Below are 24,795 nucleotides of genomic sequence, written 5' to 3'. Positions count from 1 at the left end.
CGCAATGCAATGAGAATAATGGAGACAAGCAATGAATGCACCAACTAAAGGCTCACAACTAGAGCCAGGCCAGCCATCGGGCGAGATTTCGCTCAACGATAAATACACGCTGGAGCGCGGCCGCGCCTTCATGACGGGCACCCAGGCGCTGATCCGCCTGCCGATGCTGCAGCGCGAGCGCGACTTGAAGGCGGGCTTGAACACGGCCGGCTACATCACCGGCTACCGCGGCTCGCCCGTGACCAGCGTCGACATGACGGCGCTGAAGGCCAAGAAATACCTCGACGAACACCACGTCAAATTCCACCCCGGCTTGAACGAGGACCTGGCGGCGACGGCCGTCTGGGGCACCCAGCAGACCAATCTGTTCGAGGACGCCAAGTACGACGGCGTCTTCGGCATGTGGTACGGCAAGGGCCCGGGCGTCGACCGCTGCGGCGACGTCTTCAAGCACGCCAACAACGCCGGCAGCGCCAAGCACGGCGGCGTGCTGGTGCTGGCCGGCGACGACCACGCGGCGAAATCGTCGTCGACGGCGCACCAGAGCGACCATATCCTGAACGCCTGCGGCATTCCCGTGCTGTACCCGGCGTCGGTGCAGGAATACATCGACTACGGCTTGCACGCCTGGGCCATGAGCCGCTACACGGGCCTGTGGGTGTCGATGAAGTGCGTCACCGACATCATCGAGTCGGGCGCCGCCGTCGACCTCGACCCGGACCGCGTGCAGATCGCCATGCCGGACGACTTCGAGCTGCCGCCGGGCGGCCTGAACATCCGCTGGCCGGACAGCGTGCTGGACATGGAAGTGCGCATGAACAGCTACAAATGGTATGCCGCGCTGGCCTATGCGCGCGCCAACCGGCTGAATAAGATCATCTGGGACAGCCCGAAGGCGCGCATCGGCATCATCACGGCCGGCAAGTCCTACCTGGACACGCGCCAGGCGCTGGCCGACCTCGGCATCGACGAGCAGGTCGCCTCCGACATCGGCATACGCCTGTACAAGATCGGCATGACCTGGCCGCTGGAATCGGACGGCGTGCACAACTTCGCCAAGGGCCTCGACGAGATCCTCGTCGTCGAGGAAAAGCGCCAGATCCTCGAATATGCGCTGAAGGAGGAGTTGTACAACCTGAAGGATGGCGAGCGGCCCCGCGTGGTCGGCAAGTTCGACGACACTGGCGAGTGGAGCAATGAGCACCGCACCGGGCACGGCGACTGGCTGCTGCCGGCCACCTACGAGCTGAACCCGGCGCTGATCGCCCGCGCCATCGCCAGCCGCATCTCGCGCTACTACGCCGGCCACCCGGTCGAGCAGCGCGTCAAGGAGCGCATCGCCTTCCTGGAGGCCAAGGAAAACGTCCTCAAGACCATCAGCGCCAAGCCCGACCCGAACAAGGACCGCACGCCGTTCTTTTGCTCCGGCTGCCCGCACAACAGCTCGACCAAGGTGCCGGAAGGCTCGCGCGCGCTGGCCGGCATCGGCTGCCACTACATGGTGCTGTGGATGGACCGCGAAACCTCGACCTTCACGCACATGGGCGCGGAGGGCGTGACCTGGGTCGGCCAGGCGCCGTTCACCAACGAGAAGCACGTCTTCACCAACCTCGGCGACGGCACCTATTTCCACTCCGGCATCCTGGCGATCCGCGCGGCCGTCTCGGCCAAGGTCAACATCACCTACAAGATCCTGTTCAACGACGCCGTCGCGATGACGGGCGGCCAGGAGTTCGACGGCCCGCTGTCGCCGGCCATCATCTCGCGGCAGATCGCCGCCGAGGGCGTCACGCCCATCATCGTCGTCACCGACGAACCGGACAAATACCCGGCCGACTACGCCTGGGCCGAGGGCGTCACGGTGCGCCACCGCAGCGAACTGGACGCCGTGCAGCGCGAGCTGCGCGACCAGCCCGGCGTGTCGGCGATGATTTACGACCAGACCTGCGCGTCCGAGAAGCGGCGCCGGCGGAAACGCAACGAGTACCCGGACCCGGCCAAGCGCGCCGTCATCAACGAGGCCGTCTGCGAGGGCTGCGGCGACTGCAGCGTGCAGTCGAACTGCCTGTCGGTCGAGCCGCTGGAGACGGAGCTGGGGCGCAAGCGCCAGATCAACCAGTCCTCGTGCAATAAGGACTTCTCCTGCGTCACGGGCTTCTGCCCGAGCTTCGTCACCGTCGAGGGCGGCGCGCTGAAGAAACCGAAGAAGGCCGCCGCCGGCGACGCCGCCATGCCGGTCCTGCCGACGCCGCAGATCCCGTCCACGGCGCAGCCCTTCGGCATCCTCGTCACCGGCATCGGCGGCACCGGCGTGGTCACCGTCGGCCAGATCCTGGCGATGGCCGCCCACGTCGAGGGCAAGGGCTGTTCCGTGCTCGACATGAGCGGGCTGGCGCAAAAAGGCGGCCCGGTGATGTCGCACGTGCGCCTGGCCGACCGCCAGGAAGACATCCACTCGACCCGCGTCGGCACCGGCGCGGCCGACCTGGTGATCGGCTGCGACCTGATCGTCACGGCCAGCCGCGACGCGCTGTCGCGCATGGGCGAGGGCCGCACCTACGCGATGATCAATTCGACCGGCTCGTCGACGGCCGCCTTCGTCAAGAACCCGGACTGGCAATTCCCGGGCGCCTCCTCGCAGCAGGAAATCCAGAAGGCTTGCGGCGCCGAGCGGGTCGACTTCATCGACGCCGGCCAGATCGCCACCGCGCTGATGGGCGACTCGATCGCGACGAATATGTTCATGCTCGGCTATGCCTGGCAAAAGGGCCGCGTGCCCCTGAGCGAGGCCGGCATCATGAAGGCGATCGACTTGAACAATGTCTCGGTGGCCTTCAACAAGGCGGCCTTCAACTGGGGCCGCTCGGCCGCCCACGACGCCGCCGCGCTGATCCGCATGACGACGCCGGCGAAGGTGATCGAGTTCAAGCGCACGCAAAGCCTGGACGAGCTCGTCAAGCGGCGCGTCGAGCTGCTGACGGCCTACCAGGACGCCGCCTACGCCCGGCAATACCAGGACTTCGTCGAGCAGGTCCGCGCCGCGGAGGCCAAGCTGGGCAAGGGCACCCGCCTGGCGGAGGCGGTGGCGCGCTACTTCTACAAGCTGATGGCATACAAGGACGAGTACGAGGTGGCGCGCCTGTACACGGACGGCGCCTTCAAGGAGAAGATCGCCGCCATGTTCGAGGGCGACGTCAAGCTCAAGTTCCACCTGGCGCCGCCGCTGCTGGCCAAGCATGACGCCAAGGGCCAGCTGGTCAAGCAGGAATTCGGTCCCTGGATGATGCGCGCCTTCGGCGTGCTGGCCAAGCTGAAGGGCTTGCGCGGCACCAAATTCGACGTGTTCGCTTACACGGCCGAGCGCAAGATGGAGCGCGCGCTGATCGGCGCCTACCGCCAGACCGTGGGCGGCCTGCTGGCGAAGCTGACGGCGGAGAACTTGGCGCAACTGGTGGCGATCGCCAGCGTCCCCGAGGACATCCGCGGTTACGGCCACGTCAAGGAGCGCCACCTGAAGGCGGCCAAGGAGAAAGAGGCGGCGCTGCTGGCCGCCTTCCACGCCCCGGCCGCGCCGACGGACGCCGCGCACCGCGCCGCCTGAGCGCCGCGGCGCAGGGCCGGGGGCGACCCCGGTGCTGCGCCGCGATTCCGTACTGCAATTATCATATAAGATAAAGCAAATATATTCGTTAATATATTGTTGCGGCTTTGTTACCTTTGGGGCTCCATCCGATTGCGAGACTTCAATGACCCGAACACCCCTTACACTTCAACCTCTGGCCGTTGGCGTGCTCGCCATTCTCGGCAGCTCCTGCTGGCAGGCCGCCGCGCAAACCCCCGAAACGCAGTCCGTCGTCGTCACCGGCTCGCGCATAGTCCGCGCCGCCCTGGAGGGGCCGTCGCCGGTCACCGTCATCACCGGCGAGGAGATCACCCGGCAGGGCTATAAAAACGTTTTCGACGCGCTCAACAACCAGGTGCAGAACAGCGGCTTTGTCCAGGGCGAGGATTTCGGCAACACCTTCACGCCCTCGGCCAACACCATCAGCCTGCGCGGCCTGGGGCCGAACCACACCTTGATCCTGCTGAACGGCCGGCGCATGGCCGACTTCCCCGTCGCCTACGGCGGCTCGGTGAATTTCACGAACCTGTCGAACATTCCGTCGAGCATGGTCGAGCGCATCGAAATCCTCAGCGGCGGCGCCTCGGCCGTGTACGGCTCGGACGCGATTTCCGGCGTCGTCAACGTGATCCTGAAAAAACAGGCGCAGGGCTATGACGCCAACGTCAAGCTGAGCGACACCTCGCGCGGCGGCGGCGGCAGCCGGCGCGCGCAATTCTCCGGCGGCGTGAACGGCGACAAGCTCAATGCCATCTTCAGCGTCGAGTTGAGCGAGCGCGACATGCTGTGGACCCAGCAGCGCGACTTCATGGCCGAGCGCTCGGGCACGCCGACGGCGGTGCTGACGCGCAAGGTCGTCAAGGGCGGCGCCCTGCTCGACCTGGGCGACGCCTGCGACAAGCTGGGCGACCTGTTCGGCGGCAGCGTCATCAAGTACACGGCCAAGAAGGGCAGTTACTGCGCCAGCCCGAAGGCGGGCGCGACCTACTGGACGACGCAGACGCAGAACAAGAGCCAGAATTTTTCCACCAGCGTCAATTATGAGCTGACGCCGGAAACCTCGCTGTACGGCGATTTCCTGATCGGCAAGAACTCGACGGAGAACAGCACGCGCGGGCCGTCGTGGACCTCGTCGTCGACCAACGGCAGCTATTTCCTGAACGAGAAGACCAAGGCTTACGAGGCCTGGACCAAGTATATCGCGCCCGAGGAAATCGGCGGCGCCGGCCGCTACAACCGCAGCTGGGACGACCTGGCCAGCTCGCTGGCCTTCGGCATCAAGGGGACCATCCCGCACACCGGCTGGACCTACGAGGCCGGCTACAGCGCCTCTGTCTACCAGAGCAAGAACTACGCGCCGCGCGCGCTGGCGAACATCGACAGCTTCTTCCTCGGGCCGCAGAAGGGCGTCGACAGCGCCGGCATCGCCATCTACGCGCCGGACCTGAGCCGCCTGACGCGGCGCCTGAGCGCGGCCGAATTCGACAGCATCACGGGCAGCTCCGTCAGCAAGGACAAGTCCTGGACCCATGGCATCAGCATCATCACCAGCGGCGACGCGTTCACGCTGCCGGCCGGCGTGGCGAAGGTGGCGACGGTGGCCGAGCTGGGCCGCCAGGGCTTCAGCAACAGCCCCGACCCGCGCATCAACGAGGGTTATTTCAACACCACCAGCAAATCCGACGTCACGGCCGGCACCCGCAACCGCTACGCCCTGGGCGCCGAGATCAACCTGCCGCTGCTCAAGGAAGTGACGGGCACGCTGGCCGGCCGTTACGACCGCTACAGCTTCGCCGGCCGCAGCGACGGCAAGTTCACCTACGCCAGCGGCCTGGAGATTCGCCCGATCAAGCAGGTGTTGCTGCGCGGCAGTTACGCGACCAGCTTCCGCGCGCCGGACATGAACTATATCTACAAGTCGCGCGGCACCGGCTACTACTCGTCGACCACCGACCATTACCGCTGCGCGCAGGCGGGCAAGGCGCTGGAGGACTGCGACTACGCCGGCATGTCGCCGGGCGCCAACTATGTCCAGTACGGCAGCAAGGACTTGAAGTCGGAGAAGGGCAAGTCGTATGGCGTCGGCGTGGTCTGGTCGCCCAGCACCAGCTTCGACGTCTCGCTCGACTACTGGAACATCAAGATCGACAACCTCGTCACCAACCTCAGTTCCGACAAATTGCTGCGCGACGAGTCGGACTGCCGCCTGGGCAAGGCCGACATCAACTCGCCGTCCTGCGTCGACACGCTGCGCCGCGTCGAGCGCTATCCTTTGACGGCGCTGAACAAGCCGGGCGAGATCAGGGAGATCACGACCAATCCGATCAACGCCGCCCACGAGAGCAGCAGCGGTTTCGACCTGAGCCTCAAGTACCAGTGGAAGACGACGGACTACGGCAGCTTTGTGTGGAAGGCCGACTACTCGCGCACGCTGACCAAGCGCTCCAAGCAGTTCGAGGGCGACGCCATCAGCGACGACTTGAACACGCTGAGCAACGTCGACTGGCCGAGCAAGTTCAACACCAGCCTGAGCTGGAATATTGGCGACTGGACCAACACCCTGTTCGTCACGCGCTACAGCAAGACGCCGAACTCGGGCAGGACGGCGGAGCTGCCGCCGACGGGCATCGCGAATCTCAGCACGGTGTACCGGGTGAACAAGAACGCCACGGTGTCCCTGATCGTCAACAATGTCTTCAACAAGGTCAAGTACGACAGCAGCGGCGGCTGGCCGTACTACCCGATCGGCCGCTACAGCCCGCTTGGCCGCCTCGGCTCGCTGGAGTTCAACTACCACTTCGGCAGTTGAACCCCCGGCCTCAGGCGCCGGCGGCGAACACGCGCAGGCGGTGGCCGTCCGGGTCCAGCGCGACGAAGGTGTAGCCGAAGTCCAGCGCGACGGGCGCCTGCAGCATCGGCAAACCTTTGGCGCGCCAGTCGGCGTACCGGGCGTCGACGGCGTCCCTGTCGGCCAGGGAAAAGGCCACTTCGGCGCCGCCGCCGCCGGCCGTGGCGGCCGGCTCGACGGTGTGCTTGGACCACAGGCCCAGCATCACGCCGGACTCCAGCGCGAACAGGGCGAAGGTGGCGGACACTTCCACGGCCGGACGGCCCAGCAGGCCGGCGTAGAAGTCGGCGCTGGCCGGCGGCCGGTCGACGTAGAGGAGGAAGAAGTTGGGATGGGGGCTAGACGACATGGCAATGCTCCGGTTGGGGTGGGTGCTGGTTCCGGTCCGGCCCGCCCTCTGCGGCGGCGCCGACCCGTTGCTGCCCATCATAGGGAGGGCCACTGTCAGTTTCTGTCAGTGGCCTTTTTGCTATTGCCGGGCCACGCCCTCGTTGTGGCGCCATTCCTTGAGCAGGGCCTGGCGCCGGCGCGGATAGCGCTGCGGCGTCGCGTCCAGGCCGACGATGCGGTCGGTGCGGAAGTGGCGGAAGCCGCCGCGCAGCTCGCACCAGGCGGCCAGCACGCGCACCTTGTCGAAGAAGCCGATGGCGAAGGGCCACACGGTGCGGCGCGAGTCGCGCCCCTGCAGGTCGCGGTAGACGATGTCGAGCTTTTGCTCGGCGCGGATGGCGGCGCGGATCTGCGCCAGCTCGCGGTCGCCGGCCGGCGCCGGGCCGGCCGGGCCGACCATGAGCGCGGCCGTGTCCAGCTCGTGGCGCAGCTCGGCCGGCAGCACGGCGGCGATTTTCGCCATCAGGTTGCGCGCCGCCTCGCCCAGGCGCCGGTCGGCGCGGCTGGCGACCCAGCGCGAGCCGAGCGCCAGGGCCTCGATTTCTTCATCGGTGAACATCAGCGGCGGCAGCAGGAAGCCGGGCCGCAGCACATAGCCGACGCCCGCTTGCGCGTCGATGCGCGCGCCCTGCGCCTGCAGCGAGGCGATGTCGCGGTACAGCGTGCGCACGCTGATGCGCAGTTCGGCGGCCAGCGCCGCGCCGCTCACCGGCTCGCGGTGGCGGCGCAGCGCCTGCATCAATTGCAACAGACGTTCGGCACGCGACACGGCGCTCTCCCGATAGGGCGCGGCGCGCGGCGCGCGGCGGCGTTGTTGTCAGGCCGCGTCTTGCGTTGGCGCAAAGCGGAGGTGTGCATAGCGGTTTCCCCAAAAAAAGAGAATATAATCGGAACTCTTGTTTTTTCCCCATTATCGCATCGGTGCCGGCTTCCGCCGCCCCGCAGTCTGTGTTTCCCCTAAAGAGGTGGACATGTCGCAGCGCTCAGATGCAGTCAGTGTGCCGATGGCGGCCGTGGAAGCGGGGGGCCGCCTGAATTTGCCGCGCAGCAGCGCCGTCGTGCTGCTCAGCTTCGGCTTGACGGCCTTGCTGCTGTTCCTGATCGGCTACCGCGTCTACCCCTTCCTGCACACCATCCTCAACACCGGCGTCTTCCTCGCCTCGGGCGTGCTGGCCCTGCTGTTGTGGGACATGGGCGCCGGCGCCGGCCGCCCGCTGCTGCAGCCGCTGGCGATCAGCTTCGCCATCTCCTCGGGCTTCCAGTTCGTCCACGCCATCGTCGAGGTCGAATGGTTCGGCGCGCTCGAAGCGATCGCCCTGTCGCAGCCGTGGCTGCGGCCGGCGACGTGGCCGCCGGCCGCCTACATCTTGCCGATCGGCATACTGTGCGCGCTGTGGCTGCCGCCCGCCTGGCTGAGGGCCCCGCGGCTGGGCCTGGTCCTGCTGCTGCTGGGGGCGGCGCTGATGCCGCCGTCGATCTGGCTGCCGAAATATACCGTGCCGGTGTGGTCCGGCGTGACCCGCCCGACGCTGCTGTTCGTGCCGCTGCTGTGGGCGCTGGTGGGCTGGGGCTGCTGGCGCCGGCGCGGCGCCGACAGACTGCTGAGTTCGCTTGGGCTGATGGCCGTCGTGCTCGTCGGCGCCCACACGGCCATGCTGTACTCGCGCACGACGGCCGACACGCCGGCGCTGGCGGCCCACCTGATCATCGTCGCCGCCTACCTGACGCTGCTGTTCTCGCTGATGCGCCACGCCGCCACCGACATGCTCGAACGCAGCCGCGCCGAGCGCGAACTGGCGCAGCTGAACCTGATCCTGGAGCAGCGCGTGTCCGAGCGCACGGCCCAGCTGGAGCAGGCCAACGCCTCGCTGCAGGCGCAGATCGACGTGCGCCTGCAGGCCGAGCGCAAGCTCGAAACCCAGCTCAGCCGCCTCGACCTGCTGAACCGCATCACCCGGGCCATCGGCGAGCGGCTCGACCTGAAAAGCATCCTGCAAGTGGTCGTGCGCACGCTGGAAGACAATCTGCAGATCGACTTTTGCTGCATCTGCCTGTACGACGTCCAGGCCGGGCAGCTCAGCGTCAGCTGCGTCGGCGTCGGCAGCGCCGGGCTGGCGCTGCAACTGGCGATGGCCGAGGACGCCGTCATCGACGTCGACGAGAACGGCCTGGCGCGCTGCGTCAAGGGCGAACTCGTCTACGAGCCGGACATCGGCGCAGTCGCCTCGCCGTTTCCGCAGCGCCTGGCCGGCGGCGGCCTGCGCGCGCTGGTGATGGCGCCGCTGCTGGTCGAGAGCACCGTCTTCGGCGTGCTGGTGACGGCGCGCCGGGCCAGCGCCAGCTTCCGCAGCGGCGACTGCGAATTCCTGCGCCAGCTCAGCGAGCACGTGGCCCTGGCCGCGCACCAGGCGCGCCTGCACGCGGCGCTGCGCCAGTCCTACGACGAGTTGCGCCGCACCCAGCAGATCGTGCTGCAGCAGGAGCGCCTGCGCGCGCTCGGCCAGATGGCCAGCGGCATCGCCCACGACATCAACAACGCCATCTCGCCGGTGGCGCTGTACACGGAATCGCTGCTGGAAACGGAGACGGCGCTCAGCGCCCGCGCCCGCACCTACCTGGAGACGATACAGCGGGCCATCGAGGACGTCGCCCAGACGGTGGCGCGGATGCGCGAGTTCTACCGCCAGCAAGAGCCGCAGATGCGCCTGGCGCCGGTGCAGCTGAACATGCTGGTCGAACAGGTGCTGGGGCTGACGCGGGCGCGCTGGCTCGACATGCCGCAGCAAAGCGGCGTCGTCATCGAACTGGTGACGGCGCTGGCGCCCGAGCTGCCGGCCGTGATGGGCGTCGACAGCGAAATCCGCGAAGCCTTGATCAACCTCGTCTTCAACGCCGTCGACGCCATGCCCGAGGGCGGCGTGCTGACGCTGCGCACGCGCAGCATCGCCGCCGGCGAGGGCGGGCGCGCCGGCGCCCGCGTCTGCATCGAAGTGGCCGACACCGGCATCGGCATGGACGAGGACACGCGGCGGCGCTGCCTGGAGCCGTTCTTCACCACCAAGGGCGAGCGCGGCACCGGCCTCGGCCTGGCGATGGTCTACGGCGTCGCGCAGCGCCACAACGCCGACATCGAGATCGACAGCTGGCAGGGCGCCGGCAGCGTGCTGCGGCTGCTGTTCGTGCCGGCGCGCCAGGCCGAGGCGGCCGCCGTGGCGCCGGCGCTGGCCTACGCGCTGCCGCCGCGGCTGCGGCTGCTGGTGATCGACGACGACCCGGTCCTGCTGCGCTCGCTGCGCAACATCCTGGAGACGGACGGCCACGCCGTCACCTCGGTGCACGGCGGCGCCGACGGCATCGCCGCCTTCGAGCTGGCGCAGGCGGGCGCGACGCCGTTCGCCGCCGTCATCACCGACCTCGGCATGCCCTACGTGGACGGGCGCCAGGTGGCGGCCGCCGTCAAGCGCTGCGCGCCGGCCGCGCCGGTGATCCTGCTGACGGGCTGGGGCGTGCAACTGCTGGAGGACGACGACATCCCGGCCCACGTCGACTACGTGCTGAGCAAGCCGCCCAAGCTGCGCGAACTGCGCGCCGCGCTGGCCGGCTTCCAGCCGCGCGCGGCGGCGGCCGGCTAGGCGGGGAGCGGGCGATGGCGGCGGACGGCTCGGCGGTGCGCGTGCTCGTCGTCGACGACGAGGCGTCCCACATGCAGGCCCTGTGCGACACGCTGCGCGACTACGGCTACCAGACCGTCGGCTTCACGGCCGGCGAGGCGGCGCTGGCGGAGCTCGGCGGCGGCGGCTACGCGCTGCTGCTGGCCGACCTGATGATGCCCGGCATGGACGGCATCACGCTGCTGCAGGCGGCGCTGCGCAGCGACCCGGACCTGGCCTGCCTGATCATGACGGGCGACGGCACCATCGGCAGCGCCGTCGAGGCCATGCAACAGGGCGCGCTCGACTACATCCTCAAACCGTTCAAGCTCAGCGTCATCCTGCCCGTGCTCAAGCGGGCGCTGGCGATGCGCCAACTGCGCATCGACAAGGCGCAAGTCGAACAAAGCCTGCGCGAGCGCGCCGCCGAGCTGGCGCAGGCGAACCGCGAACTGGACCTGGCGCGGGCCAAGGCGGAACTGGCCAGCCGCGCCAAATCCGCGTTCATCTCCAGCATGAGCCACGAACTGCGCACGCCGCTCAATGCCATCCTCGGCTTCTCGCACATCCTCAGCTCGACGACGCTGCCCTCGACGGCGGCGCAGAAACGCGAATTTGCCGCCCACATCCTGAAATCGTCGAAGCACCTGCTGGCCCTCATCAACGAAATCCTCGACCTGGCGAAAGTCGAATCGGGCACGATGGAACTGGAGCTGCAGGCCGTGCCGCTGGCCGAACTGATACAGGAATGCGCGACGCTGATCCAGCCGCTGTGCGCGGCGCGGCAGCTGCGCCTGGCGCTGCCGGCGGCGGCGCAACTGCGCGCGCTGGCCGACCCGACGCGGCTCAAGCAAATCATGCTGAACCTGCTCTCGAACGCCGCCAAATACAACCGCGAGGGCGGCGCCATCGCCGTCCACTGCGGCGCCGGCGGCGGGCGCGTGCGCATCCGCGTCTGCGACACCGGCATGGGCCTGCGCCCGGAGCAACTGGGCGAACTCTTCCAGCCCTTCAACCGGCTGGGGCAAGAACATGGCGGCGAAGAAGGCACCGGCATCGGCCTCGTCGTCACGCGGCGCCTGGTCGAACTGATGGACGGCGCCATCGGCGCGGCCAGCGAGCCGGGCCAGGGCAGCGAATTCTGGATCGACCTCCCCGCCGCCTGAAAAACTTGCTTCACCCCCTGGGGTCAGGTCTAGACATGGCGGTTTTTCGCCAGAAACCGCCATGTCTAGACCTGACCCCAGGGGTGTTTGCAACAAAAACGCCGGGTCCGTCTATAATTTCCCGCCCGTTTGTCCCTTTCTTTCCCGGAGTCCGTTTGATGATTCGTTCCGCCTTGCTGCTTGCCCTGTTCGCCAGTCCGCTGCTTGCCGCCGCGTCCGATCCGCTGAGCACGCTGTCGGAGCGCTCCGGCTTCCAGCGCACCGGCCGTTATGAGGAGGTGCAGCGGCTGTGCGCGGCGTTCCAGAAGGCTTATCCGCGGGCCGTGCGCTGCGTCGAGTTCGGCCGCACGCCGGAGGGGCGGCCGATGCTGGCGCTGGCCGTCTCGCGCAGCGGCGCGCTCAGCGCCGCCGAGGCGAAGCGGCGCGGCTTGCCGGTGTTGTTGGTGCAGGGCGGCATCCACGCCGGCGAAATCGATGGCAAGGACGCCGGTTTTCTGGCCTTGCGCGAGGTGCTCGACGGCCGCGCCGCGCCCGGCGCGCTGGAGCGCCAGGTGTTGTTGTTCGTGCCCGTCTTTAATGTCGACGGCCATGAGCGCTTCGGCCAGTGGAACCGGCCGAACCAGCGCGGCCCGGTCGAGATGGGCTGGCGCACGACGGGGCAAAATTTCAATCTGAACCGCGATTACGCCAAGGCCGACGCGCCCGAGATGCAGGCGATGCTGGCGCTGGTGAATGCCTGGGACCCGCTCGCCTATGTCGATCTGCATGTGACGGACGGCGCCAAGTTCGAGCCGGATGTGTCGATCCAGGTCGAGCCGGTGCACGCCGGCGACGCCGCGCTGCGGCAGGCCGGCGCGGCGCTGCGCGACGGCGTGATGGCCGATCTGGCCAGGCAGGGTTCCGATCCGAAGCCGTTTTATATTTCTTTCGCCGAGACGGACAATCCGCAGTCGGGCTTCGTCGACGCCGTGTCGAATCCGCGTTTCTCGACCGGCTATTTTTTGCTGCGCAACCGCTTCGCGATGCTGGTCGAAACCCATTCGTGGAAGGATTATCCGACCCGCGTGCGGGTCACGCGCAACACCATCGTGTCGCTGCTGGAGCGCGTCGCCGCGCACGGCGCCGCCTGGCTGAAGACGGCGCGCGAGGCGGACGGGCGCGCCGCGGCGCTGGCCGGCGCCGCCGTGCCGCTCAGCTACAAGACCAGCGACAAGCGCCGCATGGTCGATTTCCGCGGCTACGCCTATACGCGCACGCCGTCCGAGGTGTCGGGCGCGCTGATGACGCGCTACGACGAGGCGACGCCGCAGTTGTGGACGGTGCCGCTGCGCGACGAGATCCTGGCCGACCTGTCCGTGGCGGCGCCGGCCGGCGGTTATCTGGTGCCGGCCGCCCACGCGGCCCGGGTCGGCGCCAAGCTGCGCCAGCACGGCGTCGCGTTCGCGCAGTTGAAGGACGCGCCCGGCAAGGTCGAGGTCGAGACTTTCCGCGCCGAGCAGCTCAAGTTCGGCGCGCAGTCCTTCGAGGGCCGCCAGACGCTGGCCTTGACGGGCGCGTGGCGGGCCGAGGCGCGCAGCGTCGGCGCCGGCGCGCTGTTCGTGCCGATCGCCCAGCCGAAGGCGCGCCTGGTGATGGCGCTGCTGGAGCCGCAGGCGCCCGATTCGCTGCTGGCCTGGGGCTGGTTCAACACGGCCTTCGAGCGCAAGGAGTATATGGAGGAGTATGTCGCCGAGGACGTCGCGCGCGAGCAGCTGGCGGCCGATCCGGCCCTGGCGGCCGAGTTCAAGCGCAAGCTGGAGGGCGACGCGGCCTTCGCCGCCAGCGCCCGCGCGCGCCTGGAGTTTTTCGCGCGCCGCCACGCCTCCTGGGACGAGCGCTTCATGCTCTACCCGGTGATGCGCAGCGCCGCCGTGTATTGAGGCGGCGCCGCCGCGGGCGGCCGCCCCGATGAACGCGGCGGCCGCGCCCGCCTACACGGCTTGCAGCGGAATCGTGCCGGGGAAGGTGGCGGGCATCGCGCACGGCTCCTCGTCGAAGGCGATGTCGCCGAGCGGGTTGGCGACGCCGTCCGCCTTGATGTCGGTGAAGCTGAACAGTTCGCGGTCGAGCAGGTGCGACGGCGCCACGTTCGACAGCGCCGAGAAGATGCTGTCGACCCGGCCGGGGAATTTCTTGTCCCACTCGCGCATCAGGTTCTTGATCTGCTTGCGCTGCAGGTTCTCCTGCGAGCCGCACAGGTCGCAGGGGATGATGGGGAAGCCCTTGACCTCGGCGTAGCGCTCGCTGTCCGCTTCCTTCACATAGGCCATCGGCCGTATCACGATGTGGCGGCCGTCGTCCGACTGCAGCTTGGCCGGCATGCTTTTCAGCTTGCCGCCGAAGAACATGTTCAGGAAGAAGGTTTCCAGGATGTCGTCGCGGTGGTGGCCCAGCGCGATCTTGGTCGCGCCCAGCTCGTCGGCGACGCGGTACAGGATGCCGCGGCGCAGGCGCGAGCACAGCGAGCAGGTGGTCTTGCCCTCGGGGATCAGGCGCTTGACGATGCTGTAGGTGTCCTGGTTTTCGATGTGGAAGGCCACGCCCAGATTGCTCAGGTAGGTCGGCAGGATGTCGGCCGGGAAGTTCGGCTGCTTCTGGTCGAGGTTGACGGCGACGATGTCGAAGTGGATGGGCGCGCGCTCGCGCAGCGTCATCAGGATGTCGAGCAGGGCGTAGCTGTCCTTGCCGCCGGACAGGCAGACCATCACCTTGTCGCCCTCTTCGATCATGTTGAAGTCGCCGATGGCCTGGCCGACCAGGCGGCACAGGCGCTTGTGCAGCTTGTTGTTTTCCAGCGCGATCTTGTCGGCCTGTTTCGCGGTGGGCGCGGCCGGCGCCGCCGTCAGTGTCGCGGCGCTCATACGTCGTCCTTGATCTGGAAGACTTCCACGCCGACGCCTTCGCAGTCGGGGTAGACGTCCGGTTTCATCGTCGACACGCGCGCGGCGCGCACGCGCGGGTGCGCCAGCATGGCCGCGACGACGTCGTCGACCAGGCTCTCCTGCAGGTGCACATGGCCGCGCGCCATGCGCTTGGCGATGGTTTCGCGCATGAAGTCGTAGTCGACCACTTCGTCGAGCTGGTCGTCCTTCGGCGTCGACAGCGCCAGCGGGATGTACAGGTCGACGTTGATAAGGACGCGTTGCTCGCCCTTTTTCTCGAAATCGTGCACGCCGATGTTGATCAGCACTTCGTAGTTGCGCAGGAACAGGCGGCGGCAGTCGGTCAGGCGGGGGTGGGACAGGGCGGACAACATAGTTTTTACCTTTTGTGGGGAATGCGTATCGGGTTGTGGCTTACTGGGCGATGAACATGACGTCGCGCGGCAAGGGCGTCAGGTGCTGGCCGCCGTCGACCAGCAGCGTGGTGCCGGTCAGGGCGCGCGCGCGCGCCACGTAGCAGACGCTGGCGGCGACGTCGTCGGGCGTGCTGGAGCGGCCCAGCGGCGTCGCCTGGTGCGCCTTGCTGAAGCCGGCCTCGCTCTGCTCGCCCGACACCAGGGTGAGGCCGGGGGCGATGCCGACCACGCGCACGGTCGGCGCCAGCGCCTGCGCCAGCAGCGTCGTGGCCGTGTGCAGCGCGGCCTTCGACAGGGTGTACGACAAAAAATCAGGATTGAGATTGTACAGTTTTTGGTCGAGCAGGTTGACGACGACGGCCTGGGCGCCGGCCGGCGTGGCCGCGTGCAGCGCCTGCGCCAGCAGCAGCGGCGCGGCGACGTTGGTGCGCATGTGGGCCTCCAGCAGCGCGGCCGAAAAGTCGCCGGCGCCGTCGTATTCGAACAGGGAGGCGTTGTTGACGACGCAGCCGACCGGCCCCAGCTCGGCGGCGGCGCGCGCCAGCAGTTGCCGCGTCTGCTCCGCGTCGGCCAGGTCGCAGCGCAGCGCCGCGGCGCGCCGGCCCAGCGCGCGGATCTCGGCCGCCGTGGCCTCGGCCTCGGCGGCCGAGCCGCGGTAGTGGACGGCGACGTCCCAGCCGTCGCGCGCCAGCGCCAGCGCGATGGCGCGGCCGATGCGCCGCGCCGCGCCCGTGACGAGGGCGACGTTGGCGGCGGCGCCGTGTTGCGTGGTGGTGTGCTGCGTCATAGCGGTGTGTTTATCCATCTAGCTTGGAGGTTGATGCAAATCTTGGCATAAAGTGTGGAGCCGCGCCGGCGATTCGCTACAATGCCGGAATGTCTCTTCCCGCACCTTCTAGCGACGCGCTGGCCGCGTCCCACGCCCTGCAGCGCCGCATCGCCGCCGATATCGAGCGGCACGCCGGCGCCATTCCCTTCGACCGCTTCATGGAGCTGGCGCTGTACGCGCCCGACCTCGGCTATTACAGCGGCGGCGCCGCGAAGCTGGGCAAGGATGGCGATTTTACAACCGCGCCGGAGCTGACGCCGCTGTTCGGCGCCGCGCTGGCCCACGTCGCAGCCGCTATTATGGCGCAAAGCGCGCCGCGCCTCCTCGAATTCGGCGCCGGCACCGGCAAGCTGGCGCACGACGTGCTGACCGAGCTGGCGCGCGCCGGCGTCCACGTCGAGCAGTACGCCATCGTCGAATTGTCGGGCGAGCTGCGCGCCCGCCAGGAGCTGGCGCTGGCCGCCTTCCCGCAGGTGGTGTGGCTGGACGGCTTCCCCGACGCCTTCGACGGCGTGGTGCTCGGCAACGAGGTGCTCGACGCCATGCCGGTGAGCCTGGTCAGCAAGACCCCGGCCGGCTGGTGCGAGCTGCACGTCGGCGTCGAGGCCGGCCGCTTCGTCTTCGTCGAGCGCGCCGCCGGCGCCGCCGCGCTGGCGCAGATCGCCGCCCAGATCGGCGACGCCGACGCTTTGCCGGTCGGCTATGTCAGCGAGGTGCACGGCGTCGCCTGCGGCTTCATGCGCACCCTGGCGCGCATGCTGGGCGCCGGCACGGCGGGCGCGGCCATCCTGCTCGACTACGGCTTCCCGGGCCACGAATACTATCTGGGCCAGCGCGCCGCCGGCACGCTGATGTGCCACTACCGCCACCACGCCCACGCCGACCCCTTCTATCTGCCGGGCCTGCAGGACATCACGGCCCACGTGGATTTCACGGCGATGGCGCTGGCGGCCCAGGACGCCGGCCTGGACGTGCTCGGCTATATGAACCAGGCCGGCTTCCTGCTCGGCGCCGGCATCGGCGAGCTGCTGCTGCGCACCGACCCGTCCGACGCGCCGGCCTACCTGCCGCAGGCCAACGCGCTGCAAAAACTGCTGTCGCCGGCCGAGATGGGCGAGCTGTTCAAGGTGCTCGTGGTCGGCCGCGGCGTGGCGCTGCCGGCGGCCCTGCTGGCGGCCGACCGCAGCCACCGCCTGTAGCGCGGCGGGCGCGGCCGGCGCCGCGGTTTTTTGCTTGCCAGATCGGCTATGATGACTGATTCAGCGCGACCACCCGTCGTCGCGCGCTTGTGGACACAATTGAAACGATGGGAAAGATACACACACATTATGACAACCTGAAGGTGGCGCGCCTGGCGCCGCAGGAAGTCATACGTGCCGCCTATAAAGCGCTCAGCCAGAAATACCATCCCGACAAGAATCCCGGCGACGAAAAGGCCGCCCGCATCATGGCCATCCTCAACAGCGCCTATGGCACGCTGGCCGACCCGCAGCGGCGCAAGGAGCATGACGAGTGGATCGCCGCCGAGGAGTGGGAAATCGAGTGGCTGGAAAGCACCCACCAGGAGGAGGGCCGCGGCAAGCAGCGCCACGGCCAGGCCGACGAGGCCGAGGAAAGCGTCGCGGCGCCGCCCTACCGCGCCTGGCGCGACTGGAAGTGGTGGCTCAGCCTGGCGCTATGCCTGGCCCTGGGCTGGCTGGCCGCGGCGCTGACGCTGGGCCGCGGCGAACCGTCCCTGTCGGCGCTGGAGTCGGCCTGGGGCGGCGGCCAGGGCGGGGCCGGCACGCCCGCCCACGCCGGGCAGCGGGCCGCCCCGCGCGCCGAGGCGGCGGCCGAGGACTGGGCCGCCGGCAAGCCGTATGCGGCGGAGGCGCCGGCCAAGCCGGAAATCAAGGTGATGGCCGTGTCGCAACTGCTGTTGCCGGCGTCCGCGGCGCAAGCCTCCTGCGACGCGGACGGCCAGGCCCTGGCGCAGGCGGCGCCGAACGGCGAGCCGTGGCCGGCCCGCTCCGGCTATGTCGAGGGTTTCCCGATCGGCAACAAGGGCGGCGAGCTGCAACTGACGCTCGACAACGCCAACAGCGCCGCGCCCGTGTTCATCCGCCTGTTCGACCTGGAGCGCCGCTCGAACGTGCGCTATCTGTTCATCCAGGCCCACGAGAAATTCACCGTCGACCAGCTGACCCTGGGCAAGTACGAGGTGCGCTACCAGCGCATCGAGGCCGGCGACGCGGCTTGCGCGCAGGCGGCGAAGTAGCGCGCCGGACTCAGGCGTGCGGCTCGCTCAGGGCCATTTCCTCGCTCGACATCAGCTTGTCGATGTCGACCAGGATCAGCATGCGCGCCTCGACCGTGCCCAGGCCGATCAGGAATTCCGTGCTGAAGGCGGTGCCCATCTGCGGCGCCGGCTTGACCTGCTCCGGCGTCAGCGTGGTGACGTCGGAGACGCTGTCGACGACCATGCCGGCGATGCGCCCGCCGATGTTGAGGATGATGACGACGGTGAACTGGTCGTAGACGGGCGTGCCGAGATTGAACTTGATGCGCATGTCGACGACGGGGATGATGATGCCGCGCAGGTTGATGACGCCCTTGATGAAGGCGGGCGCGTTGGCGATGCGCGTGACCGCCTCGTAGCCGCGGATTTCCTGCACCTTCAGGATGTCGATGCCGTACTCCTCGGCGCCGAGCGTGAAGGCCAGGTATTCGTGGCCGGCGCGCTCCTGGCCGGACGTGGCCGGCGGCGCGGCGGCGAGCTGTTCTTGCATGGTGTGCTGTCCTTGTCTGGGCCGGCCGGAGGCGCCCGCCCGTGCGGCTAAAGGGTAGCAGAGTATCGGGCCGATGGCGAGCCTGCGGCGGCCGTTTTGCGGAAAAATATAGCGTGCGCCGGGGCGCGCGCCGATCCGGCAGAATGGGGTTGTAAGGCTGACAAAATCTGATTATGCTAGGCAGGCAGGAGAGCGTCATTGCAGGCGCCTTGTTCACCTCTAAGGAGCAGTTATGACCGAATCCAACGCCGCAGACGAGAACTGGCTGCTTGATGAGGACGAGGAGGCGCCGCCGCCGGCCGGTCTGGCCGCGCCCGACCAGCGCCTGTGGCGCGTGCTCATCGTCGACGACGACGTCGACGTCCACGCGGTGACCCGGCTGGCGCTGCGCAACGTCAGCTTCAAGGGGCGCGAGCTGGAGCTGTTCTCGGCCTACAGCGGCAGGGAGGCTTTCGAGATCCTGCGCGACACCCCCGACATCGCCCTGGTGCTGCTCGACGTCGTCATGGAGACGGACGACGCCGGCCTGATCCTGGCCAAGCGCATCCGCGCCGACCTGAACAACTCGATCGTCCGCGTCGTGCTGCGCACCGGCCAGCCGGGCCAGGCGCCCGAGCAGCGCGTCATCATCGAATACGACATCAACGACTACAAGGCGAAGACGGAGCTGACGACGCAGAAGCTGTTTACGACGGTGATCTCGGCCCTGCGCGCCTATGAAAGCCTGATGATGCTGGAGCGCAGCCGCATCGGCCTGGGCAAGATCCTCGCCGGCGCGACGAATCTGTACCAGATCCACTCGCTGCGCGAATTCGCCTCCGGCGTGCTGAACCAGGTCAGCGCCATCCTCGACGTCGGCGCCGACGGCGTGCTGTGCCTGATGCAGGGCGGCACCGGCGTGCCCACCGTCGTCGCCGCCACCGGCGGCTACGCGGCGCTGGCCGACGTCGGGGCGATGCCGCCCGAGCACCCGCTGGCGCCGACCATCCACAAGGCCTTCACGGAGAAGTGCAGCCAGTTCGAGCACCCGGCCAATGTGCTGTTCATCCACACCGAGGGCGACCGCGAGCTGGCCATCTCCGTCACGCCGCCGTGGCCGCTGGCGCAGATCCAGCGCGACCTGCTGGAAGTGTATTGCCAGCGCATCGCCGCCGCCTTCGACAATCTGTACATGTTCGGCCAGTTGCGCAAGGCGCAGGAGGCCACCGTCGTGGCGCTGGCCGACCTGGCCGAGTTCCGCGACAGCGACACGGGCGGCCACGTGCGCCGCGTGCAGGCGCTGTCGAGCGCGATCGCCGGCGTGCTGAGCGAGCGCAACGTCTACGAGGACGAGGTGACGCCGCAACTGGTCGACATGATCGGCCTGGCCAGCATCCTGCACGACGTCGGCAAGGTCGCCACGCCCGACCGCATCCTGCTCAAGCCCGGCCTGCACACGGACGAGGAGCGCGCGCAGATGCAATTGCACGCGCGCGTGGGCCAGACCATCCTGGAGCGCGCCGCCGGCATGGTCGACGGCGTCAGCTACCTGACCTACGGCGCGCAGATCGCCGGCAACCACCACGAACACTTCGACGGCGGCGGCTATCCGCAGGGCCTGCGCGGCCGCGCCATCCCGATGGCGGCGCGCATCGTCGCCGTCGTCGACGTCTTCGACGCGCTGCTGCACGAGCGCCCGTACAAGGAGCCGTGGCCGTATCCGCAGGTGCGCCGCTACATCGAGGAGCGCAGCGGCAGCCAGTTCGACCCGCAGGTGGTGGCCGCGCTGATCCACCTGATCGACACCGAGCCGGCGCTGTGGCAGCCGCAGCAGGGCTAGCGGCGGCGTGGCTGCGCCGCCACAGCGCGGCGCGTCCGGCTCGGCTACACTGAAGTCTGGGGGCGCGGCGCGCGGGCGCCGGGCGGTTTTTCGGAGCGGAGGACATGAACGAACTCAAGGGTCTGACCGCGCTCATCGTCGAGCCCCATCCCGGCATGCGCGCCAGCCTGCACAATATGCTGAACCTGTGCGGCCTGGCGAAGATCGACGACGCGGCCAACTCCAGCCAGGCGATCCGCCAGATGGGCGTGAAGAGTTTCGACCTGATCCTGTGCGAATACGACCTCGAAGGGGGCCAGGACGGCCAGCAATTGCTGGAAGACTTGCGCCACCACAAGCTGGTGCAGGCGACGACCATGTTTTTCATGGTCACCGGCGAGGGCAGTTTCGGCAAGGTCGTCAGCGCCGTCGAGCTGGCGCCGACCGACTACATCCTGAAACCGTTCACTGCCGACAACTTGCTTGAGCGCATATACCGGGCCCTCGACAAGCGCAACGCCTTCCTGCCCGTCCACCAGTGCCTGGAACTGGGCGACGAGCGCGGCGCCATCGCCGCCTGCCTCGACGGCGCCGCCGGGGAGCCCCGCTACGCCACGGATTTCCAGCGCCTGCGCGCCGAGCTGCACGTGCTGCTGGGCGAGCCGGCCGAGGCCGAGCCGATCTACGCGGCCCTGTACGCGGCCAAGGCGATCGGCTGGGCGCGCCTGGGCCAGGCCAAGACCCTGTTCCTGCGCGGCCAGTACGAAGAGGCCCGCGTCATGCTGGAGGCTTTGCTGGAAAACAACAAGAAATTCCTCGACGCCTACGACTGGCTGGCCCGCACCTACGAGGCGCTGGGCCAGCCGGCGGCCGCCCAGGCGGCGCTGGGCGAGGCGGTGGCGCTGTCGCCGCACGCGCTGCGGCGCTGGCGCCGGCTGGGCCAGGTGGCGCTCGACGCGGGCGACGTCGACGCCGCCGAAAAGGCCCTGAAACTGGTCGTCAGCAAGGCCCGCTATTCCGAGTTCCGCGACCCCGAGGACCACGCCCGCCTGGTGCGCAGCCTGGTGCGCAAGGGCGACCCGGTGCAGGCGGCCGCCGTCATCCGCGACCTCGACAAGTCGATGGCGGGGCAGAAGAACAGCCAGTTGTGCAGCGCCGTCGCCTCGGCCATGCTGCACGAGTACACGGGCAACGAGCAGCGCCTCGGCGAGGCCCTCGACGTCGCCCTGTTCGCCTGCCGCCACAGCGTCGGCGTGTCCAGCGGCTTGAAGATCGAGCTGGCCCGCAACTGCCTCGACAACGGCAGGGAGGAGGGCGCGGCCGACGTCATGCGCGCCGTCATGCGCAACGCCGGCAGCAGCGCCGAGATGGCGCGGGCCATGGCCGTGTTCGAGAACGCCGGCCGCGCCGACCTGGCCGTCGCGCTGGCCCACGAGAGCCGCCAGGAGGTGGCCGACCTGGTCGCCGCCGGCGCCGCCAAGGCGCAGCAGGGCGACTTCCGCGCCGCCGTCGACCTGATGGTCGAGGCGGCCGTGAAACTGCCCGACAATCCGCAGGTGGTGTTCAACGCCGCCGTGGCCGTGTTGAAGTGCCTGGAGCATAATGGCTGGGACGAGCGGCTCGGCCAGCACGCGCTCGACTATATCGGCGCCGTGCGCCGGCTCGACCCGCTCAACGCGAAACTGCCGGCGCTGTCCGGCCTGCACCAGAAAATTTTACAAAAATATAATATCCGCGCGGGCCGCTGGCGCGACGCGGGCGCCGGCGCCGCCGTCTAGCCGGGCGCCACCACAGGCAGGGAGGGGGACACAGTCATGGTCATGGCCTCGACAAGCGCGGCCGCCGGCGCCGAGCGGCCCGTGCGCGGCCTGCTGCTGCAAAAACTCTGCGGCGACGAGGGCTTGTTCGCGCTGGGCGCCTCGGTGGCCCGCGTCGTGCAACTGGCCTCCTCGGACGACGAGGGCACGCAAAGCCTCGCCTATTACGTGCTGTCGGACGTGGCGCTGACGCAGAAAATCCTGCGCCTGTCGAACACGCCGACCTACCGCACGGCCAACGGCACGGCCGTGACGACGATTTCGCGGGCCATCTCGCTGCTCGGCTTTAACAATGTGAAGACGACGGCGCTGGCCATGCTGCTGGTCGACACCCTGCTCAACAGCAAGCACGCCTACAGCGTGCGCGTCGAGCTGGAGGCGGCCCTGTGCGCCAGCCTGATCGGCCGCGAGCTGGCGCGCCTGAGTTTTTACCAGGGCGCCGAGGAGGCGTCGATCAGCGCCCTGTTCAAGAACATCGGCCCGCTGCTGATCGCCTCGCAGGAGCACGAGCGCTTCCGCGAAATCTGCGCGCTGGTGGCCGACGGCAAGCACACCCAGGGGCAGGCCTCGCAAATGATACTGGGCAGCAGCTTCGACGTGTTGTCGGCGGCCGTGCTGCGCGAATGGAAAATCCCCGACGTCATCGTGCGCTCGCTGAGCACCCTGCCGCCGGGGTTGCAGAAGGTCGCCGTCAACCGCCAGGAATGGATGCGCCAGGTGGCCAGTTTCAGCATCGACGCGGCCAAGCTGCTGGCGCGCCCCGGCGACGCCGCCGACAGCCCCGAGGGGCGGGCCCTGCACGCCCGCTTCGGCGCCGCCCTCGGCGTCGAGCTGGAACAGTTGGGCAAGCTGTTCGCCGCCGTGCGCGCGGAAATGACGAGTCTGCTGGAAAGCATGAACCTGGGGCCGCAGACGCCCGGCGAGGATGCCGGCGGCGGCCTGCCGAACGTGCTGATGCTGGCGACCATGGACGCCGGCGACAAGGGCAAGGACGCTTGCTACCCGAGCGGCAAGCCGACCAACGCCCGCGAGCTGCTGCTGGCCGGCGTGCAGGAGGTGACGCAGATGCGCGCGGCCGGCCACAGCAAGATGAACGAGTTGATCCAGACGGTGCTGGAAACGCTGTACCGCAGCATGGGCTTCCGCTTCGCCACCGTCTGCCTGAAGGATGCCCGCAGCGGCCTGTACCGGGGGCGCCTGTCCTTCGGCGAAAAGCATATCGAGCGCCAGGCCGGCTTCCAGTTCCCCATCGCCCCGGCCAACGACCTGTTCCACCTGGCCATGGAAAACGACGCCGACCTGATGATCGCCGACGCCACCGCGCAGAAAATCCGCGAGCTGCTGCCGCTGTGGCACCGCACGCTGCTGGCCGACGCGCACAGCTTCATCGTGCTGCCGCTGGTGGTGAACTCGGCGCGCCTGGGCCTGTTCTACGCCGACCGCATCCACCCGGCGCCGGAGGGCGTGCCGCCCGACGAGGCCTCGCTGATCCGCGCCCTGAAGGGCCAGGTGCTGGTGGCGCTGGGGGCGTGAGGGCCGGGAAAACAGAAAAAAATAAGAATTTCAATCTTGCCCTTGCAGATTCCTGAAAGCTGAGGTTACAATCACGCCCCGAAGCAGCCATCTTCTTCTTTATCTGCAACAGCAGCAGCGGATACAGTTGACAGGTGTGTTGGAATGCTTCATACTCTGCGGTTCCTCGCGGAGGGGTGGCCGAGTGGTTAAAGGCGGCAGACTGTAAATCTGCTCACTATGTGTACGCTGGTTCGAATCCAGCCCCCTCCACCAAGTTTTTGCAAGGCAGACTGAGTTGTAAGAAGTGAACGATACTTGCGGGTGTAGCTCAATGGTAGAGCAGAAGCCTTCCAAGCTTACGACGAGGGTTCGATTCCCTTCACCCGCTCCAGTGCCCTTCAGATGCTCGGTTTGCATCGCGCGCATGACAAAGCCCTTGTAGCTCAGTGGTAGAGCACTCCCTTGGTAAGGGAGAGGCCACGTGTTCGATCCACGTCAAGGGCACCAGAATTCGCAGTAATAGGTAATGGCAGCACATTCAAGCAGACCGTCGGGCGTGTGTCTGAGCAATCTAATCAAATCATTAGGAGTTCAAAATGGCAAAAGGTAAATTCGAACGGACCAAGCCGCACGTCAACGTCGGCACCATCGGCCACGTCGACCACGGTAAAACCACGCTGACCGCAGCAATCGCAACCGTCCTGTCGAAGAAATTCGGCGGCGAAGCCAAAGCATACGACCAGATCGATGCGGCACCGGAAGAAAAAGCGCGCGGCATTACCATCAACACCGCCCACGTCGAGTACGAAACCGCAGCGCGTCACTACGCTCACGTTGACTGCCCAGGCCACGCCGATTACATCAAAAACATGATCACCGGCGCAGCGCAGATGGACGGCGCGATCCTGGTGTGCTCCGCAGCTGACGGCCCAATGCCACAGACCCGCGAACACATCCTGCTGGCCCGCCAAGTTGGCGTTCCATACATCATCGTGTTCCTGAACAAGTGCGACCTGGTCGACGACGCGGAACTGCTGGAACTGGTTGAAATGGAA

The 24,795-nt window shown here is 68.0% G+C and carries 17 protein-coding genes and 3 tRNA genes; 14 read left to right on the top strand and 6 right to left on the bottom strand.

Features of this window, described 5'->3' with window-relative positions:
* Window positions 1–31 precede the first annotated feature (31 nt).
* Entirely contained in the window at window positions 32–3,601 is a 3,570-nt protein-coding gene (locus OIK44_RS22810) for an indolepyruvate ferredoxin oxidoreductase family protein (protein WP_273674204.1), read from the top strand.
* A gap of 187 nt (window positions 3,602–3,788) precedes the next feature.
* Window positions 3,789–6,431, top strand: a complete 2,643-nt coding sequence (locus OIK44_RS22805) for a TonB-dependent receptor plug domain-containing protein (RefSeq protein WP_273674203.1) — start codon at window positions 3,789–3,791, stop codon at window positions 6,429–6,431.
* Window positions 6,432–6,441: 10 nt separating this feature from the next.
* Here OIK44_RS22805 and OIK44_RS22800 read toward each other — a convergent pair whose 3' ends face one another.
* Together OIK44_RS22800 and OIK44_RS22795 are read right to left on the bottom strand one after the other, a co-directional pair.
* Window positions 6,442–6,819 carry a VOC family protein gene (locus OIK44_RS22800; RefSeq protein ID WP_273674201.1) on the bottom strand — a complete coding sequence of 126 codons (378 nt, stop codon included), beginning with the start codon at window positions 6,817–6,819 and terminating at the stop codon, window positions 6,442–6,444.
* 120 nt (window positions 6,820–6,939) lie between these two features.
* Window positions 6,940–7,629, bottom strand: coding sequence for a helix-turn-helix transcriptional regulator (locus tag OIK44_RS22795; RefSeq protein ID WP_273674199.1), 690 nt, complete (start codon window positions 7,627–7,629; stop codon window positions 6,940–6,942).
* A 202-nt stretch (window positions 7,630–7,831) separates the two neighbouring features.
* On the opposite strand from OIK44_RS22795, the gene OIK44_RS22790 reads away from it, so the two are divergent.
* The 3 genes from OIK44_RS22790 to OIK44_RS22780 all read left to right on the top strand — a co-directional run bounded on the left by OIK44_RS22790 (window position 7,832) and on the right by OIK44_RS22780 (window position 13,595).
* Window positions 7,832–10,492 (top strand): ATP-binding protein, encoded by a 2,661-nt coding sequence (locus OIK44_RS22790; RefSeq protein WP_273674198.1) that lies wholly within the window; start codon window positions 7,832–7,834, stop codon window positions 10,490–10,492.
* Between the two features lie 14 nt (window positions 10,493–10,506).
* Complete coding sequence (locus OIK44_RS22785) at window positions 10,507–11,676, top strand: hybrid sensor histidine kinase/response regulator (protein WP_273674196.1); 1,170 nt, start codon at window positions 10,507–10,509, stop codon at window positions 11,674–11,676.
* 158 nt (window positions 11,677–11,834) lie between these two features.
* Entirely contained in the window at window positions 11,835–13,595 is a 1,761-nt protein-coding gene (locus tag OIK44_RS22780) for a M14 family metallopeptidase (RefSeq protein ID WP_273674321.1), read from the top strand.
* 51 nt (window positions 13,596–13,646) lie between these two features.
* Here the strand turns inward: OIK44_RS22780 and ttcA are convergent, their stop codons facing one another.
* Genes ttcA through OIK44_RS22765 form a run of 3 tightly spaced genes read right to left on the bottom strand, consistent with a single transcriptional unit; the run spans window position 13,647 to window position 15,800 of the window.
* A complete protein-coding gene (gene ttcA, locus OIK44_RS22775; protein WP_273674194.1) occupies window positions 13,647–14,576 on the bottom strand; it encodes a tRNA 2-thiocytidine(32) synthetase TtcA in 930 nt (309 codons plus the stop codon).
* Complete coding sequence (locus tag OIK44_RS22770) at window positions 14,573–14,971, bottom strand: dihydroneopterin aldolase (protein ID WP_273674193.1); 399 nt, start codon at window positions 14,969–14,971, stop codon at window positions 14,573–14,575. The genes ttcA and OIK44_RS22770 overlap by 4 nt, the downstream gene beginning before the upstream one ends.
* Window positions 14,972–15,011: 40 nt before the next feature.
* Window positions 15,012–15,800: an SDR family oxidoreductase gene (locus tag OIK44_RS22765; RefSeq protein ID WP_273674192.1), complete on the bottom strand. Its 789-nt coding sequence runs from the start codon at window positions 15,798–15,800 to the stop codon at window positions 15,012–15,014.
* An 89-nt stretch (window positions 15,801–15,889) separates the two neighbouring features.
* Here OIK44_RS22765 and OIK44_RS22760 point away from each other — a divergent pair, with 89 nt between their 5' ends.
* Window positions 15,890–17,041, top strand: coding sequence for a class I SAM-dependent methyltransferase (locus OIK44_RS22760; RefSeq protein WP_273674190.1), 1,152 nt, complete (start codon window positions 15,890–15,892; stop codon window positions 17,039–17,041).
* A gap of 107 nt (window positions 17,042–17,148) precedes the next feature.
* Window positions 17,149–18,099 carry a J domain-containing protein gene (locus OIK44_RS22755; protein ID WP_273674189.1) on the top strand — a complete coding sequence of 317 codons (951 nt, stop codon included), beginning with the start codon at window positions 17,149–17,151 and terminating at the stop codon, window positions 18,097–18,099.
* A 10-nt stretch (window positions 18,100–18,109) separates the two neighbouring features.
* Here OIK44_RS22755 and OIK44_RS22750 read toward each other — a convergent pair whose 3' ends face one another.
* Window positions 18,110–18,610, bottom strand: a complete 501-nt coding sequence (locus OIK44_RS22750) for a chemotaxis protein CheW (RefSeq protein ID WP_273674188.1) — start codon at window positions 18,608–18,610, stop codon at window positions 18,110–18,112.
* A gap of 232 nt (window positions 18,611–18,842) precedes the next feature.
* Between OIK44_RS22750 and OIK44_RS22745 the strand changes: the two genes are divergently transcribed.
* From OIK44_RS22745 to OIK44_RS22715, 7 genes are all read left to right on the top strand, one after another.
* Window positions 18,843–20,429, top strand: a complete 1,587-nt coding sequence (locus OIK44_RS22745; protein WP_273674187.1) for a DUF3369 domain-containing protein — start codon at window positions 18,843–18,845, stop codon at window positions 20,427–20,429.
* Window positions 20,430–20,533: 104 nt separating this feature from the next.
* Window positions 20,534–22,186: a tetratricopeptide repeat-containing response regulator gene (locus OIK44_RS22740; RefSeq protein WP_273674185.1), complete on the top strand. Its 1,653-nt coding sequence runs from the start codon at window positions 20,534–20,536 to the stop codon at window positions 22,184–22,186.
* 42 nt (window positions 22,187–22,228) lie between these two features.
* Window positions 22,229–23,758, top strand: a complete 1,530-nt coding sequence (locus OIK44_RS22735; RefSeq protein ID WP_273674184.1) for an HDOD domain-containing protein — start codon at window positions 22,229–22,231, stop codon at window positions 23,756–23,758.
* A gap of 170 nt (window positions 23,759–23,928) precedes the next feature.
* Window positions 23,929–24,013 (top strand) — tRNA-Tyr (locus tag OIK44_RS22730).
* Window positions 24,014–24,057: 44 nt separating this feature from the next.
* Window positions 24,058–24,131: transfer RNA gene (locus tag OIK44_RS22725), tRNA-Gly, on the top strand.
* Between the two features lie 41 nt (window positions 24,132–24,172).
* Window positions 24,173–24,247, top strand: a tRNA-Thr gene (locus OIK44_RS22720).
* Window positions 24,248–24,336: 89 nt separating this feature from the next.
* Window positions 24,337–24,795: GTP-binding protein (locus OIK44_RS22715; protein ID WP_273674183.1), on the top strand; the 459-nt coding region annotated here is incomplete at its 3' end.

Source organism: Janthinobacterium fluminis (assembly GCF_028595325.1).
GTDB classification, from domain to species: domain Bacteria; phylum Pseudomonadota; class Gammaproteobacteria; order Burkholderiales; family Burkholderiaceae_D; genus Janthinobacterium; species Janthinobacterium fluminis.
Note: the sequence above shows the minus strand (reverse complement) of the source record. Positions and strands in the feature narration are given on the sequence as shown.

Excerpts from the sequence above, each read along its gene's own strand:
- OIK44_RS22810 (WP_273674204.1), top strand. The coding sequence starts at position 32 with ATGAATGCACCAACTAAAGGCTCACAACTAGAGCCAGGCCAGCCATCG.
- OIK44_RS22800 (WP_273674201.1), bottom strand. The coding sequence starts at position 6,819 with ATGTCGTCTAGCCCCCATCCCAACTTCTTCCTCCTCTACGTCGACCGG.
- OIK44_RS22790 (WP_273674198.1), top strand. The coding sequence starts at position 7,832 with ATGTCGCAGCGCTCAGATGCAGTCAGTGTGCCGATGGCGGCCGTGGAA.
- OIK44_RS22785 (WP_273674196.1), top strand. The coding sequence starts at position 10,507 with ATGGCGGCGGACGGCTCGGCGGTGCGCGTGCTCGTCGTCGACGACGAG.
- OIK44_RS22780 (WP_273674321.1), top strand. The coding sequence starts at position 11,835 with ATGATTCGTTCCGCCTTGCTGCTTGCCCTGTTCGCCAGTCCGCTGCTT.
- ttcA (WP_273674194.1), bottom strand. The coding sequence starts at position 14,576 with ATGAGCGCCGCGACACTGACGGCGGCGCCGGCCGCGCCCACCGCGAAA.
- OIK44_RS22770 (WP_273674193.1), bottom strand. The coding sequence starts at position 14,971 with ATGTTGTCCGCCCTGTCCCACCCCCGCCTGACCGACTGCCGCCGCCTG.
- OIK44_RS22765 (WP_273674192.1), bottom strand. The coding sequence starts at position 15,800 with ATGACGCAGCACACCACCACGCAACACGGCGCCGCCGCCAACGTCGCC.
- OIK44_RS22760 (WP_273674190.1), top strand. The coding sequence starts at position 15,890 with ATGTCTCTTCCCGCACCTTCTAGCGACGCGCTGGCCGCGTCCCACGCC.
- OIK44_RS22755 (WP_273674189.1), top strand. The coding sequence starts at position 17,149 with ATGGGAAAGATACACACACATTATGACAACCTGAAGGTGGCGCGCCTG.
- OIK44_RS22750 (WP_273674188.1), bottom strand. The coding sequence starts at position 18,610 with ATGCAAGAACAGCTCGCCGCCGCGCCGCCGGCCACGTCCGGCCAGGAG.
- OIK44_RS22745 (WP_273674187.1), top strand. The coding sequence starts at position 18,843 with ATGACCGAATCCAACGCCGCAGACGAGAACTGGCTGCTTGATGAGGAC.
- OIK44_RS22740 (WP_273674185.1), top strand. The coding sequence starts at position 20,534 with ATGAACGAACTCAAGGGTCTGACCGCGCTCATCGTCGAGCCCCATCCC.
- OIK44_RS22735 (WP_273674184.1), top strand. The coding sequence starts at position 22,229 with ATGGCCTCGACAAGCGCGGCCGCCGGCGCCGAGCGGCCCGTGCGCGGC.